Genomic DNA, 14,255 nt, shown 5'->3' on the forward strand with positions numbered 1-14,255 from the left:
GCTAAAAGCTGAGATTCCCATCCAAGGAGGCGTTTCACCATGAAAAACCTGCGCAAAGCAGTTGCCATCATTGCCGTCACCTTTACTTTAGGCGGCGTCGTTGAACCACTGACTACCCCCATCCCTGACGCCCAAGCCAAGGCAGTTAAGGTCTGGATCGCCCCGCACCACGGTCACCGCTACCACTACACCAAGGCCTGTCGCGGCTTGAATCACGCCGGCAAGCTCAAGCACGTAACTAAAAAATGGGCGAAGCACCATCATTATTCGTTGTGCGGTTGGGAAAAATAACCGCCACAGGAGTTTGGGATAAACCACCCGAACTCCTTTTTTGTCTCTGATAACCGCCTTCTGTCCCTTGCCTTTTGCTAAAAATGAGGCGCTGGTCTAAAACAACGCTTACTATTTCAGTTGAAAATGCTATACTATTGAGAGATACGATTTTCTTAAGATAGCGCGGGAATTTTAAAAGATTTAAACGTAACTTATTTTAGTGAATCTAGAGGTCGACGGAAAATGAAAGAACAAGCACAGGAATTTACTGAAACGGATTGGCAACGGGCCCAAACGGCAGTCTTTGATGAGTATGATCTATTCACGAAGCAACTTCACGTGGAGGGGGTAGATTACACGATTCTGCAGGCTCGCCGCATCGTCATCTACCAGGACTTGGTCGAAGAATGGCGGCATAGTGCCCCGACGCTCAAGGTCGACTTGGAAGACAACGTCCAAGCGCTCACGGTGTTCGAAGACCTCGCCACGGATGGCAAGAGCCACCTGCTGGACCGGTGTGCCACTAAGATGGAGCAATGGCCGGATTATATCCCCTCACCGCTGACCATTTGGTTGGAACTGGCGGAAGATGCTGAGCGAGAATAGTTTGGCGGATAATTAATTAAGAATCTTACGGTCAGCGGCAACGCTGACTTTTTGCATAAAAGGACCAGGATGACGTTCACCGCCATCCCGGTCCTTTTTTCTAGACCTGTACCCGGACCCCCAGGTCAATCAGTTCTAAATCTTCTAATTTATTCAGTCGCAGCGCCACTTCTTGCGGTGACATCGGCAGTTCCCCAGCTGGAATCACACAATCATTCGTCCATGACCAGTTACATATCCGCTCCAATAATTCGATATCCGTATCGTCCAGGTCATCAATCACTTTGGCTAAATGGTCCAAAAAACCAATCGGTCCGTTATGAAATTGAAACGCCAATCCTTTAGTCATTGGGTACTCCCCCTTCAACAACACGAGCCAGCAGTTATAAAGATACTGGTAGCGTACCACCGAAGAGCCCTGCCCTGCACGCGCTGGGGCTTGGCTGGATAGGTTGATTTCTGAACGAACGGGGAAATAATTGCGAAGCGTTCACTAATAGAAAAATCTTAATTTAAAACCAGGCAATCGTATACTGCTTAGGAAATTCGTCAGCTTTCCCCATTTTGAATAACGCAAACCTAAGCTGAGAGTGATACATTTTAGCGTATTCATCAATTAGTCGAGAATTGAATTTTATCGCAGCCCTACTTCGACTGTACATCACAATCTCTGTTTGCTCCTCATCTTCAACCTGAGACTTAAATTCCACGATATCACCATCATCTGAAAGCTGCCAAAGCCTAATCACTGGTCATCCCTCTTTTCATTTTTCTCAAAGCATCCTTTTACTCATAAATAGTTCATCGATCACTATGTGAAATTACACTTCTAGTTTTGCTCGCACCGTTTCCGTCAGCAACTGCGAAACGCTTATTTTCCGCTTCTTAACCACCACATCCAGGTATTCAGGAATCGTCACGTTCTTGCGCACCGCCCATGAACACTTGATTTGAAATTCAGCTAAGTCGACAGAATTGTGGACCTAGGATTCGCCGTCCTTTAAGGCAACATTTTTTTTTGGGGGGCTGATGGCTTAGGATATTCCGTTTAGTCTTCCAGCAAGTTACCAATCAAATCCTCAGTCATAGTTACGGTATCTAAGGCGTCATTACCTTGGGTGAAGCCATCCGGAAGATTGGGAAGCCGACCAAAAATATAATCCCCGTCTCGGCTAAAAATATCCGGATAAATTGCCTTTTTTTATATCGTCAATCTCCTTAAACGTAGACGAGCCACATGAAAAGTTTCTACGTACCACAACCTTGAGATAATGATCTATCATTAATTAATTTACGTGGGAAAAGCACAAAAAGCGCCACCCATCAGGCATTATATAACTACCCAACACGTGGCGCAAACGCTGATACATCAACGTTTTTTATTTCGTTTCATCCTCATCAGTCTTCAAAACAGCCATGAATGCTTCCTGCGGGATATCCACTTTCCCCACAGCCTTCATGCGTTTCTTCCCAACTTTTTGCTTCTCCAGCAATTTCATCCGCCGGGTACGGTCACCACCGTAGAGCTTGGCGGTCACGTCCTTCCGGTAGGCCTTGATCGTGGTTCTGGCAATGATCTTAGCGCCGATAGCGGCTTGAACCGGGATTTCGAAGTTTTGGCGAGGAATGATGCCCTTCAGCCGGGAAGCAATCTCGCGGCCCCGTTGTGCGGCGAAGGTCCGGTGCGCAATGAAGCTCAGGGCATCGACCTTGTCGCCGTTCAGCAGGATATCAATTTTGACCAGGTCGGCTTCTTGGTAGCCACTGCGTTCATAATCCAGTGAAGCGTAACCCCGCGTGCTGGATTTTAATTTATCAAAGAAGTCAAAGATGATTTCTGACAGCGGCATGTTGTAAATGATGTTGACCCGGTAATCGTCCAGGTACTCCATCGTCAGGAATTGCCCCCGACGGTGTTGGCACAGCTCCATGACCGCGCCCACGTACTCATTAGGCGCCATGATGGTCGCCTTGACGATGGGCTCTTCGATACGCTTGATTGCTGAAGCTTCCGGCATTTCCGCCGGGTTTTCGACCTCCGTCATCCCCCCGTCCGTCAAGTACGCATGGTACGTTACTGATGGTGCCGTGGTGATCAGGTCCAAATTGAATTCGCGTTCCAGCCGTTCCTGGATGACGTCCATGTGGAGCATCCCCAAGAACCCGCACCGGAACCCGAACCCTAAGGCCTGCGAAGCTTCGGGTTCAAATTCCAAGGCGGCATCGTTCAACTTCAACTTTTCCAAGGCTTCTCGCAAATCGTTCAGCTTGGCGTTGTCGGTGGGATAGAGTCCGGCGTAGACCATGGGACTCATTTCCCGGTAACCGGGGAGCGCCTTTTCGGCTGGGTCTTCGGCATTGGTGACAGTATCCCCGACCCGGGTATCCGTGATGTCCTTGATGCTGGCCGTGATGTAACCCACGTCACCGGCAATCAGGTAGTCCCGCGAAATTGGCTTGGGTGAGTTGACCCCGACTTCGGTGACTTCGTATTCACTGCCGCTGTTCATCAGCCGAATCTTATCGCCTGGTTGAACGGTACCTTCAAAGAGCCGCACGCTCAAAACGACCCCGCGGTAATCATCGTAAACGGAATCAAAGACCAGGGCCTTCAACGGTGCGTCCAACTGACCCGTTGGTGCCGGAACCTTGTGGACAATCTGTTCCAACAGTTCTGGAATCCCGATACCCTGCTTGGCACTGGCCAAGACGGCGTCGGAGGCATCTAAGCCAATCACGTCTTCGATTTCTTTTTTGACCTTATCCGGGTCCGCTGCTGGCAAGTCAATCTTATTGACGACCGGCACGATTTCCAGGTCATCATCTAACGCCAGGTACACGTTGGCCAGCGTCTGGGCTTCGACCCCTTGGGCAGCATCGACGACCAAGATGGCCCCTTCACAGGCGGCCAGGCTCCGTGAGACCTCATAAGAGAAGTCGACGTGGCCGGGAGTATCAATCAGGTGAAATTCATAGTCGTGGCCGTCCTTGGCGTGATACGTCAATTCAACCGCGTTTAATTTAATGGTAATACCGCGTTCACGCTCAAGGTCCATGTTATCCAACACTTGATCTTGCATGTCGCGTTTGGAGATGGTATCGGTCAATTCCAAGATTCGGTCCGCAATCGTGGACTTTCCGTGGTCAATGTGCGCCACAATGGAAAAATTCCGAATATATTTTTGATGGTTTTTTAATTTCTCAAGATCCATGTTGATTTCCTACTTTCTTAAACGCCATTCTTGACAATTATACCAACCATCTTGGCGAAGCACAAACTAAAAGCAGGTCCCCGCTTACGAGAAGGCCTGCTTCGTTGGGCTATTTGGTTTCTGCTGCGTATTGTTGCAAATCAGTTGGCGCTAAGTTCTGCCACTTGGTGGAATAGAACTTATCACTGATGGTGTAGTGGGGTTGCTTTTGGGTCTTGCTCAAGAACGGATTGACCCGTTGATCAACGGCCAACCACCCGCGCCAGCCCAAGTGAATCGTGTCGGTCATGAAATATGGCACGTTCCCCTTGTTGCTGAGGTCAACGATGTTGTTGAACCCTTGCGATTGCAGTTGATAGTGAATCTTCTGATCAAATTGCTTGAGCATCGTGGCTGATAAGCCCGTGTACTTCTGCCATTTGCCATTGATTGGCGGAATGATGAACAGTACATTGGTGTGCAGCCGGGCGAATTGATCCAAACATAACTGGAAGTCAGCGAACTCAGGCGACTTCGTGTAGGACAAGTCCTTTTGGAAGTTCTTGAGCTTACCCGTCTTCAGTTCCTTTTGTAACCCTTGATGGTAAAATTTATCGCTAATGTGGAATCGGTTATCACTCGTAGCGGCCTTTCCTAACCGACCGCCCAGTGCATCCAGTGCCGAGTAGGAATAATGAGTGGGTAACTGCTTGGCTTGCTGGTTCACTCGGTTCAGGTTTTGCGATGGTAAGTCAATGCCAGAGAAGAACTGATCTTCTTGCGTCAACATATTCTTACGCGTCTGCAGGTAGAAATGCTGGAAGTCCGTCAGTTTTTCACCCTTAGCCACCCGTTGCAGGGAAGCGTAAATGAAGTGATCGGACTTGGCTACCGGCATCTGTAAGAGTCGCTGAGCCGCATACTGATCAATCGCATCGTGGCGGAAGTGGGTCAACCACTCGGCCGTCTGCAATTGAGAGTAGTAGAACCCAAACGCATCCTTACGCGTCCCGTCCTTCACGAACCATTGGGGTGAAATCACGAAGACCGCTTTTTTATTGCGCAGTTCCCCTTGGATGTTTTGCATCACAAAGTACTGCGTCAATGATTGCGAACCCCGCGCTCCCAACAGGAACGGACGGTATGAACGCCGGTACTTTTGTGCCAGGACGGACGGATGCATGGGATCGATTCGTGACCACTCGGAAGACCCGAAGAACGGCACGTACCCGTCCTTTAACGCCTCTTCCTTCATGTGCTTGCCCCGTAAAACGTTGGGCGATAAGGAGACGGCGGCTTGCCGCTCCTGAGCCGCGCTCACGTGGCTAAAGCCGAAGGTCACGGGCATGGCTAGCACCGCAAAAACCAGAATTGCCGCGAGTATTAACGGACCAAAGATCCGTAGTAAACGCTTTGCCATTGGCTAGGCCAGGCTTTCGACTTTCGCGATGATCTTGTTGGGCGTGTCCCACTCTGACCGCTCAAATTCAGAAACGGGCACGTTGACCCCTAATTGGCTTTGCAGTTGTAATAACAGTTGGACAGACCCCATGGAGTCCATCAGGCCACTGTCGAACAGGTTGTCGTCCATTGCCCCGCTGACGTCGCTCCCCGTTAAGTCGTTTAAAATGTCCAATACAGTTTGTTTGATATCCATGATAATTTCCCCCTAAATGAAATTGAAATCCCTATTCTTAATTAGTGAAACCATAATTTATCCAGCAGACCTGAGAAAATCAGGAAGCTGAAGCAGACCATGTTCGCCGTCAAGAAGATGGCAAACACTTGCGTAAAGCCATTGTGTGGCACGCTGGCCCGGTGCTTTTTCTTGTAACGCAACCAAGTATCATTGATGACCAAGGCGCACCCGTGGAACAAGCCGTACGTGATGTAATACCACGTGACCCCGTGCCAGAACCCCATGACCAACATGTTGATGATATAAGTGACGTTAGCCGTGGTGGTTGGCTTTTTGAAGATCTTGTGTTTCATGAACCAAAAGACCAGTCGCATATAGATGAAGTCCCGGAACCAGAAGGACAACGTAATGTGCCAACGATTCCAGAAGTCCTTGATGTTCGGTGAACGCCAGGGTTGCTTGAAGTTCATTGGCGTGGCAATGCCCATAATGTAAGACGTTCCCACGGCGAACAATGAGTATCCGGCGAAGTCAAAGAACAAGTCGGCACTGTAAGCGTACATGTACCCGAGCACTGGCCAGGATAGATCCAAGAAGCCCCCGCGAGCATGCATCGCCATCAGCTGAAGTTTCGGCATCAACATCGTGCCAAAGTAGTAAGCTAAGATAAACTTATACAAGAACCCGACGAAGATGTAGCGAATCCCCTTTTGGACCATCCCCAGGTATTTCTCCCGGTCCGGCACCGAGCGGTAATCGGCTTCAAAACGCCGGTACCGGTCAATCGGTCCAGATGAGATAGTCGGGAAGAACAGCATGAACTGCAGGAAGGTCATGACTTGATAATCCTTCAGCGTGCCATCCCGCGTTTCCATCATGGTCTGGACCGCCCGGAACGTCAGGTAACTGATCCCCAGGAAGCCAATCAGCGACGCCTGGCCATTTTCGACGGCCGGTGTGACTTTCACGACCGCCAATGGCGCGATGGCCAGAATCACCATCAAGTAAAATATCGGCCCGGAATTTTGGTGCTTCCGGTAAACGGCATACCCCCAAGTCAACGCCACTTCGTACAAAATGTAGATGATCAAGGCCACCCCTTGCGTCCACTTGGGACCGCCAAAGGTTAAGACCAGAAAGAAGATTGAGATCAACGTTTCGTACAGGCGTGACCGTTTGCCGTACAGAAGACCAATCATCAGTGGCAGTAACGCCACGCCCAACAAGGCGAAATACGTTGGGTTGCCGTACGGTTCAAATGACAACATTACTGATTGACCTCGGCAATAATAGATTTGATATCAACCTTGCCGTTGGGGGTCATCGGTAGGCTTTCCTTGTAAACGAATCGCTGTGGAATCATGTATGCCATCATGTCGCCACCTTGTAAATTCTCCTTGATCGCCTTGGTCAAGTCTAATTCATTGGTAAATTCATGTGTTGCCGGGACGATCCAGGCAATCAACTGACTCACCTTGTGGTTACGATCGTAGCGCGGTACCGCGACGCCGACCTGAATGTGATCCTCTTGTGACAGGTAGTGGTTCACTTCTTCCAGCTCGATGCGGTAGCCGTGTAATTTGATTTGGAAATCCGTCCGGCCCCGGTACATGATCAAGCCGTTGTCCAGCTGTACGCCTAAGTCTCCGGAGCGGTAAACGGTCTTGCCTGCCATCTTGATGAAGGCTTTAGCCGTCTTTTCCGGATTGTTCAGGTATCCTTTGGACATCGACGGTCCACTAATCAGCAATTCGCCTTCAGTTCCCGCCGGCAGCGGATGTAACTGATCATCGACCACCGTGATGCGGGTATCGTCCTTGGTGTAGCCGATTGGCAACCGCGGGTAATCAGCCAAAATCTGTTCGGTGATTTCGACTTGGGTCACCGCCACCGTAGTTTCCGTTGGTCCGTACGTGTTGAAGATGCGGGCCTTCGGGAACCGTTGGTGCAGGTTGCTAGCCGTCGCGTGGGTCAATTCTTCGCCACAGAAGAGGAAGCGACTCAGGTTCGGGTAGTGACTCGCGTCAAAAGTCGGTTCCATCAGGCAAATATCAACGAAGGATGGCGTGGAGACCCAGACGTTCAGATTCATCGTAGGCAGCGTTTCAAACAATGCCTTGAAGTTATCCGTTACTTGCTTCGGCAAGGCGACCAGCGTGCCGCCAGCGGCCAAGGTTGGTCCCCAATCCATCACGGACAGGTCAAACGAATATGGTGCTTGTGACAACGTACGTGGTGCCTGTGGCAACTTGAAATCATCACTCAACATCCAGTTGACGTAGCTCAAGAGGTTGGTATGGGAAATCTGCACCCCTTTTGGCTTCCCGGTCGTCCCGGACGTGAAGATGATGTAATACGTTTCATCCCCGCTGACCCCGTGCGTGACCTGGTAGTCTACGTGCTGGTCAAAAATCGTATTCAACGTTGACCCGTCAATAATCGGCGTGTCACCCAAGGTCGTTGGCAAGGCGCTCACCGCAATCGCTGCGGCGGGATGCGCGATGTCATTGATCGTTGTGATTCGTTCGACTGGTGAATGCGTGTCGATTGGAACGTAAGCGTGACCGCTCTTAACGATTCCTAAGAAGGTCGCCATCATGTCAAATGTTTGGCCGCCGTACACCATGATTGGTGCGTGAGCGGGTAATGCCATGTTATCCAAATGTGCTGCCAGCGCATCTGAACGCTGTTTGAGCTCCCCGTAAGTGTTCGTGTGGCCTAGATCATCGTAAGCTAACCGTTCCGGGTCTTGGAGCGCCCAGTGATCCATGGCCGTAATCATGTCTCTAATCATACTCTGTCCCCCCAAAGATTGTTTTCTCCTAGCTACGCGCATGTTAGTTGACCCCTCAACTAGAACTCGTTGTAAATAAATGTAGAACTATTCAAACCACTGTATCCGTATAAATAAACTAATGCCATCAAAATTACAAAGTAGAATAAGGTCCAGCCAATAAATGCGACCACTGGCTGATGCCAAATCGCCAGCCACTTTGCTCTCATGAAAATCACCCCCAAAGTTTGTCGACCGATTCGCCCCCAAAGTCGACGTCCGTACATCCCCTTAACTAAGTCAGCAACTTCCCCGACGAATCGACTTAGTTAAGCGCGGAGTTCGTGGTCCCAACCACGCTCCTTATGTTTTGAGAATATCATTGCCAAAACCGGATTGCAAACAACCTCACTCAACCTTAAGCCTTTCTTTTCTTTTTTCGCGGGCAACAGTCATTTTGGGGCACAAAAAAGGTTGCTGAAAACCTTCAGCAACCTTGATATATCAACTATATACACGTTTTTATCGTGCAATTAATTTTCGTTGAATTTATCGCGCATTTTGTTAAATAAGTTTCCTTTGCCACTGCCCGTGACCGTCTCGCCACTGGCCTTAGCAAAGTCACGTAAGGCATCCCGCTGCCCTTTGTTCAGGTTCTTCGGCGTCAAGACCTTGACTGTGACGTGTTCGTCACCATTGCCATTGCCGCGTAACCGGGGGGCACCTTTGCCCTTCAAACGGAAGGTGGTCCCACTCTGCGTGCCGGCAGGAATCTTTAACTTCACGTTACCGTGAACCGTCTTGACCGTCACGTCATCACCCAGGGTCGCCTGGATAAAGGACAGGTCTTGATCAAAGTAGATTTCCGTGCCATCTCGGCGGAAGTCACGACTCGGTTCCACTTGGAAGATAATGAACAGGTCACCGTAGCCACCGCCATTGCGACCGGCTTCACCTTGACCCTGTAAGCGCATTTGTTGACCGTCATCGACCCCAGCAGGAATCGTGACTTCAACTTCATGCCGTTCTTCTTCGTGACCAGACCCGCCACAAGTTGGGCACTTTTCCTTGATTTCTTGACCCGTACCGTGACAAACCGGGCAAGGCTGTTGGCTACGCATCCGGCCCAACGGTGTGTTGGTTTCGGTCGTCACGTAACCAGACCCGCCACATTGATGACAGGTGACCGGTGAAGTCCCCGGCTTGGCCCCGTTACCACCACAGGTGTGGCATTGGGCTTCCCGGTTGTACTTGATCTTGGTCTTCTTCCCGAAAATGGCCTCCTCAAACTTCAAGTCCATTTGGTACTGCAGGTCGCGACCCGGCCGTGGGGCGTTCGGGTTCCGTTGACCGCCACCACCGCCAAAGAATTGGTTGAAGATGTCGTCGAAGCCACCGCCGCCACCAAAGCCGCCGAAACCGCCCTGTTGACCGCCGCCAAAACCACCGAAGCCGCCTTGGGCACCGTCTGCGGAACCATACTGGTCATAGTTGGCCCGTTTTTGTTCGTCACCCAAGACGTCATAAGCATCCTGCACGGCTTTAAATTTTTCCGCCGCGTCTGGTGCCTTGTTTAAGTCTGGGTGATACTTCTTTGATAATTTCCGATAGGCCTTTTTGATTTCTGCTTGACTGGCATCTTTTGCGACGCCTAGTACGCCATATAAGTCCGTTTCCGCCATCTTTTTCCTCCCAATCAAACCCGATAATTTTCGCTACTAGTAAGAATAGCATACTCGAAACAAAAAGCCAAAGCCCCAGGGACTCTGACTTCTTGTCTACACTCTCTTAAAGTGAAACGGGGCAATTACTTGTTATCGTCGTCGTGAACTTCGTGGAAGTCCCCATCAACGGTGTCGCCGTCTTTGCCATCGCTCTTAGCGTCGCCACTAGCTTGGCCAGCAGCGCCATCAGCACCGCCCTTGGCTTGTTGCGCTTGTTGGGCTTGTTGATACAACTTGACAGAGAGGTCTTGGATGATCTTGTTCAAATCATCCTTCTTGCTCTTCATGTCATCCAAGTTGTTGGCTTCTTGGGCCTTCTTCAAGGCGTCACGAGCATCTTCGGCCTTCTTGATTTCGTCGTCAGAGACCTTCCCCTTAACGTCTTTCAACGTCTTGTCGGTCTGGAAGAGTAATTGGTCGACTTCGTTCTTGGTGTCGACTTCTTCCTTACGTTTCTTGTCGGCAGCTTCGTTTTCCTTAGCTTCCTTCATCATCTTGTCGACTTCTTCATCGGATAAGCCATCGGAACTCTTGATGGTGATCTTTTGTTCCTTGTTCGTGCCCATATCCTTAGCGGAAACGTTCACGATACCGTTCTTATCGATATCAAAGGTCACTTGGATTTGAGGAACCCCACGAGGTGCGGCTGGGATGTCAGCGAGTTGGAAGTTACCCAACGTCTTGTTGTCAGCAGCCATTGGCCGTTCACCTTGTAAGACGTGGATATCAACGGCTGGTTGGTTATCCGCAGCAGTCGAGAAGACTTGGGACTTGCTGGTAGGAATCGTGGTGTTGCGGTCGATCAGCTTGGTGAAGACCCCACCCATGGTTTCGATACCTAAGGACAGTGGCGTTACATCCAATAAGACAACGTCCTTGACGTCACCAGTGATGACCCCACCTTGGACAGCGGCACCTAACGCAACGGCTTCATCAGGGTTGATGGAGTGGTTAGGTTCCTTACCCGTCCACTTTTTAACGGCTTCTTGAACGGCTGGAATCCGCGTAGACCCACCGTTTAAGATGACAACGTCAACGTCGCTGGCTTGTAAGTCAGCATCCTTCAAGGCGTTTTCAACTGGGATCCGCGTCTTTTCAACTAAGTCAGCGGTCAATTCGTTGAACTTAGCCCGCGTCAAGCTCTTTTCCAAGTGCAGTGGGCCATTGTCGCCGGCAGAGATAAATGGCAAGCTGATTTGAGCTTCGGTAACCCCAGAGAGGTCCTTCTTAGCCTTTTCAGCCGCATCCTTTAACCGTTGAACGGCCATCTTATCCTTGGATAAGTCCACACCGTTTTCATCCTTGAATCCGGCAATCAGCCAGTCCATGATCTTTTGGTCAAAGTCATCCCCACCTAAATGGGTATCCCCGTTCGTTGACAGCACGTCAAAGACACCGTCACCTAAGTCCAGGATGGACACATCAAAGGTCCCACCACCAAGGTCGTAAACCATGACTTTTTCATCTTTGTCTTGCTTGTCCAAACCATAAGCCAAAGCTGCAGCCGTTGGTTCGTTGATGATCCGTTCAACGTTCAAGCCAGCAATCTTACCGGCATCCTTAGTGGCTTGCCGTTGGGCATCGTTGAAGTAAGCTGGGACCGTGATGACCGCCTTGTCGACCGTGTCACCAATGTAGTCTTCAGCAAATGACTTCAAGTGTTGTAAAATCATTGCGGAAACTTGTTCTGGCGTGTAATCCTTGCCATCGATGGTTTCCTTAAAACCAGCTTCACCCATGTGACTCTTGATAGATGAAATGGTGTTTGGGTTGGTGATTGCTTGGCGCTTGGCCACTTCACCAACTTGGGTTTCACCGTCTTTAAAAGCAACAACGGATGGCGTCGTCCGGGCGCCTTCCTTGTTCGCAATAATCTTTGGGGTACTGCCTTCAAGAACGGCAACGGCAGAGTTAGTCGTCCCTAAGTCAATTCCGATAATCTTGTTACTTGCCATCAAAAATTCCCTCTTTTTTAGTTTTTTATTTATAAATTTATTGAGCGACGACAACCATGGCAGGCCGGAGCACCCGGTCCTTTAGTTGGTAGCCCTTTTGGAGCACGTTGACCACTGTTTCAGCCGTTTGCCCGTCAGAGACTGGTACGGACTGAACCGCTTGGTGCAACGTTGGGTCAAATTTCTTCCCCAACGCTTCGATCTCCGTCACATGATTACGCTTCAGCGCGTCTTCCATGTGATCGTAGGTCATCTGCACACCCTTTTTGATCTGCTTGCTCGTCTCGTCAGTCGCTTCGACCGCTAAGGCCCGCTCCAGGTTATCGATCACGGGGAGCACGTCCTTAGCGAGTTGCTGACCATCGTACTTGATGAGCGCGGCCTGTTCTTTTTGGTAACGGGTCTGCATGTTTTGCACTTCCGCTTCGGCGCGCAGGTACTTGTCCTCGAAGTCGTCCGCCTTCTTTTGTACGGTAGCCAAAGCTTCCGCGGTGACTGTTGGCTTGGACTTGTCAGCGGGCTGTTTGTCCGCCGGTGCGGCTTGCTCAGTCTTGTCTGGGTCTTGCTTAGTAGTGGCGGCCTTTGCCGCAGTTTCATCATCAGTGGATGGTTGTTGCTTGTCAGCCACGATAAAAAACCTCCCTTTCTTTACTCGTCGTAGAACCGATAGTAATCTAACAGTTTCTTCGCGAGCTCTTCACGAAACGCACCGACAATTCCTAACATCCGAGAATACGGCATGCGGGTCGGGCCTAAAATGGCGATCATACCCTTGCCATGCTGGTTCACGTCGTAGGTGGCGGTGATCAAACTGAAGTTTCTCAAGGCATCGTTGGTCATTTCATTACCGATCTGTACGGAAATGTTATCCCGCGGTTGCCCCAAGACGTTGGCGATATCATCGGTCTTGTCGATCAATGAATACAACGACTTCAGTGAATCCACATCGCTATCCTGCGAGAAGTTCAACAGATTCAGCCGACCACCAACGTAGAACCGCTCTTGAGCAGCCCGGGTCAGCACGTCGCCGAAAATGTCCAGAAAGCCTTCCGGACTCTGCAGGTAATTGGCAATTTTCATTGGAATATCCGCCTGCAGCTTTTGAACAACTTCTGGAAGCGTCAACCCGACCAGCTGATCATTGATCAGTCGCACGACGGCTTCTAATTGGTCGCCAGTTACGGACTCACTCACGTCAAAGGTCTGGTTTTCCACGTCACCACTGTCGGTGACCAGAATTGCCATCACTTGCCGCTTACCGAGAGGCACTAACCGGAAGCCACTGAGCCGACTATCCTTTAATTCCGGCTTCAACGTAAACGCGGTATAGCTCGTTAGGTTAGACAAAATCGTGGCTGATTGCGAAATAATTTCGTCAATCTTGTGGAAGTCGCCACCTAATGAGGATTGAATCACGTCAATATCGTTGGGCCGTAACGGATCGGGTTTTACCAAATGGTCAACGTAATACCGGTACCCTTCAACCGAAGGAATCCGCCCGGAAGAGGAGTGGGTCTTTTTAATCAAGCCCTGTTCCTCCAACGCTGCCATCTCATTACGAATTGTCGCTGAGCTTACGTGGATGGGTAACTGCTTGGCTAATGCCTTAGACCCCACCGGCACACCAGTGTTAGTGAAGTCGCGGACAACGGCTCGCAGAATCATCATTTGTCTTTCTGAAAGCATCACAATCACCCCTTTTTTAGCACTCAAACAACACAAGTGCTAAGTCACATATATAATGTAGCAAAACCGGGTTTTGAAGTCAAGAAATCTGGTAGAATTTTTAGCAATCGTTGGGTTTAAGTGCTAATTTTTTAGAATTCCCTTAGAATACAGCGGTTTCAGCCAAAAAAGAGTGTGACGACAGGCGGTTAACTGGCGAGCATTAACGGCGCTAGGTGGATAATCCTGATTCTGGATTATTTACCTAGCGGTGTTAAGCGGAACCAGTTGCCTGTCGGCGCACGTTTCGGCTATGAGGCCACGTTGAGACGTGATTTTCGGCTCAACGCCCTTTTGCTCGACCTGTCCGCCCACAGCGAACCAACCCATTGTTGGCAGCCCGGGACTACGTGGCTGGCAGCGGCTGAT

General features: G+C 50.2%; 14 protein-coding genes. 2 read left to right on the forward strand and 12 right to left on the reverse strand.

Annotated elements, in window-relative coordinates:
- Positions 1 to 39: 39 nt before the first annotated feature.
- Together EKM83_RS06785 and EKM83_RS06790 are read left to right on the forward strand one after the other, a co-directional pair.
- Positions 40 to 291 (forward strand): hypothetical protein, encoded by a 252-nt coding sequence (locus tag EKM83_RS06785; RefSeq protein ID WP_125575880.1) that lies wholly within the window; start codon positions 40 to 42, stop codon positions 289 to 291.
- A 225-nt stretch (positions 292 to 516) separates the two neighbouring features.
- Positions 517 to 879 (forward strand): hypothetical protein, encoded by a 363-nt coding sequence (locus tag EKM83_RS06790; protein WP_125575881.1) that lies wholly within the window; start codon positions 517 to 519, stop codon positions 877 to 879.
- 100 nt (positions 880 to 979) lie between these two features.
- On the opposite strand, the gene EKM83_RS06795 is transcribed toward EKM83_RS06790, so the two are convergent.
- From EKM83_RS06795 to hrcA, 12 genes are all read right to left on the reverse strand, one after another.
- Entirely contained in the window at positions 980 to 1,228 is a 249-nt protein-coding gene (locus tag EKM83_RS06795) for a hypothetical protein (protein ID WP_125575882.1), read from the reverse strand.
- A 163-nt stretch (positions 1,229 to 1,391) separates the two neighbouring features.
- Positions 1,392 to 1,628 carry a hypothetical protein gene (locus EKM83_RS06800; protein WP_125575883.1) on the reverse strand — a complete coding sequence of 79 codons (237 nt, stop codon included), beginning with the start codon at positions 1,626 to 1,628 and terminating at the stop codon, positions 1,392 to 1,394.
- A gap of 630 nt (positions 1,629 to 2,258) precedes the next feature.
- Entirely contained in the window at positions 2,259 to 4,091 is a 1,833-nt protein-coding gene (gene lepA / locus EKM83_RS06810; protein ID WP_125575884.1) for a translation elongation factor 4, read from the reverse strand.
- A 109-nt stretch (positions 4,092 to 4,200) separates the two neighbouring features.
- Positions 4,201 to 5,490 (reverse strand): D-alanyl-lipoteichoic acid biosynthesis protein DltD, encoded by a 1,290-nt coding sequence (dltD, locus tag EKM83_RS06815; RefSeq protein ID WP_125575885.1) that lies wholly within the window; start codon positions 5,488 to 5,490, stop codon positions 4,201 to 4,203.
- Between the two features lie 3 nt (positions 5,491 to 5,493).
- Positions 5,494 to 5,727 carry a D-alanine--poly(phosphoribitol) ligase subunit DltC gene (gene dltC, locus EKM83_RS06820; protein ID WP_125575886.1) on the reverse strand — a complete coding sequence of 78 codons (234 nt, stop codon included), beginning with the start codon at positions 5,725 to 5,727 and terminating at the stop codon, positions 5,494 to 5,496.
- A gap of 41 nt (positions 5,728 to 5,768) precedes the next feature.
- Complete coding sequence (dltB, locus tag EKM83_RS06825; protein WP_125575887.1) at positions 5,769 to 6,977, reverse strand: D-alanyl-lipoteichoic acid biosynthesis protein DltB; 1,209 nt, start codon at positions 6,975 to 6,977, stop codon at positions 5,769 to 5,771.
- On the reverse strand, positions 6,977 to 8,503 hold the full coding sequence (gene dltA, locus EKM83_RS06830; protein ID WP_125575888.1) for a D-alanine--poly(phosphoribitol) ligase subunit DltA: 1,527 nt from the start codon (positions 8,501 to 8,503) through the stop codon (positions 6,977 to 6,979). Before dltA ends, dltB begins: the two co-directional genes overlap by 1 nt.
- A 59-nt stretch (positions 8,504 to 8,562) precedes the next feature.
- On the reverse strand, positions 8,563 to 8,712 hold the full coding sequence (locus EKM83_RS06835; protein ID WP_125575889.1) for a teichoic acid D-Ala incorporation-associated protein DltX: 150 nt from the start codon (positions 8,710 to 8,712) through the stop codon (positions 8,563 to 8,565).
- Between the two features lie 303 nt (positions 8,713 to 9,015).
- Positions 9,016 to 10,164, reverse strand: a complete 1,149-nt coding sequence (gene dnaJ / locus EKM83_RS06840) for a molecular chaperone DnaJ (protein ID WP_125575890.1) — start codon at positions 10,162 to 10,164, stop codon at positions 9,016 to 9,018.
- A gap of 125 nt (positions 10,165 to 10,289) precedes the next feature.
- Positions 10,290 to 12,161 (reverse strand): molecular chaperone DnaK, encoded by a 1,872-nt coding sequence (gene dnaK, locus EKM83_RS06845; protein WP_125575891.1) that lies wholly within the window; start codon positions 12,159 to 12,161, stop codon positions 10,290 to 10,292.
- Positions 12,162 to 12,198: 37 nt separating this feature from the next.
- Positions 12,199 to 12,789 (reverse strand): nucleotide exchange factor GrpE, encoded by a 591-nt coding sequence (grpE, locus tag EKM83_RS06850; RefSeq protein ID WP_125575892.1) that lies wholly within the window; start codon positions 12,787 to 12,789, stop codon positions 12,199 to 12,201.
- Between the two features lie 20 nt (positions 12,790 to 12,809).
- Positions 12,810 to 13,847 (reverse strand): heat-inducible transcriptional repressor HrcA, encoded by a 1,038-nt coding sequence (gene hrcA, locus EKM83_RS06855; RefSeq protein WP_125575893.1) that lies wholly within the window; start codon positions 13,845 to 13,847, stop codon positions 12,810 to 12,812.
- Between the last annotated feature and the right edge of the window lie 408 nt (positions 13,848 to 14,255).

It is taken from the genome of Levilactobacillus angrenensis, from assembly GCF_003946085.1.
In the GTDB taxonomy this organism is placed as follows: Bacteria; Bacillota; Bacilli; order Lactobacillales; family Lactobacillaceae; genus Levilactobacillus; species Levilactobacillus angrenensis.

What these genes read in the sequence shown, in the direction of transcription:
- EKM83_RS06785 (WP_125575880.1), top strand. Translation starts at nt 40, where the DNA reads ATGAAAAACCTGCGCAAAGCAGTTGCCATCATTGCCGTCACCTTTACT.
- EKM83_RS06790 (WP_125575881.1), top strand. Translation starts at nt 517, where the DNA reads ATGAAAGAACAAGCACAGGAATTTACTGAAACGGATTGGCAACGGGCC.
- EKM83_RS06795 (WP_125575882.1), bottom strand. Translation starts at nt 1,228, where the DNA reads ATGACTAAAGGATTGGCGTTTCAATTTCATAACGGACCGATTGGTTTT.
- lepA (WP_125575884.1), bottom strand. Translation starts at nt 4,091, where the DNA reads ATGGATCTTGAGAAATTAAAAAACCATCAAAAATATATTCGGAATTTT.
- dltD (WP_125575885.1), bottom strand. Translation starts at nt 5,490, where the DNA reads ATGGCAAAGCGTTTACTACGGATCTTTGGTCCGTTAATACTCGCGGCA.
- dltC (WP_125575886.1), bottom strand. Translation starts at nt 5,727, where the DNA reads ATGGATATCAAACAAACTGTATTGGACATTTTAAACGACTTAACGGGG.
- dltB (WP_125575887.1), bottom strand. Translation starts at nt 6,977, where the DNA reads ATGTTGTCATTTGAACCGTACGGCAACCCAACGTATTTCGCCTTGTTG.
- dltA (WP_125575888.1), bottom strand. Translation starts at nt 8,503, where the DNA reads ATGATTAGAGACATGATTACGGCCATGGATCACTGGGCGCTCCAAGAC.
- EKM83_RS06835 (WP_125575889.1), bottom strand. Translation starts at nt 8,712, where the DNA reads ATGAGAGCAAAGTGGCTGGCGATTTGGCATCAGCCAGTGGTCGCATTT.
- dnaJ (WP_125575890.1), bottom strand. Translation starts at nt 10,164, where the DNA reads ATGGCGGAAACGGACTTATATGGCGTACTAGGCGTCGCAAAAGATGCC.
- dnaK (WP_125575891.1), bottom strand. Translation starts at nt 12,161, where the DNA reads ATGGCAAGTAACAAGATTATCGGAATTGACTTAGGGACGACTAACTCT.
- hrcA (WP_125575893.1), bottom strand. Translation starts at nt 13,847, where the DNA reads ATGCTTTCAGAAAGACAAATGATGATTCTGCGAGCCGTTGTCCGCGAC.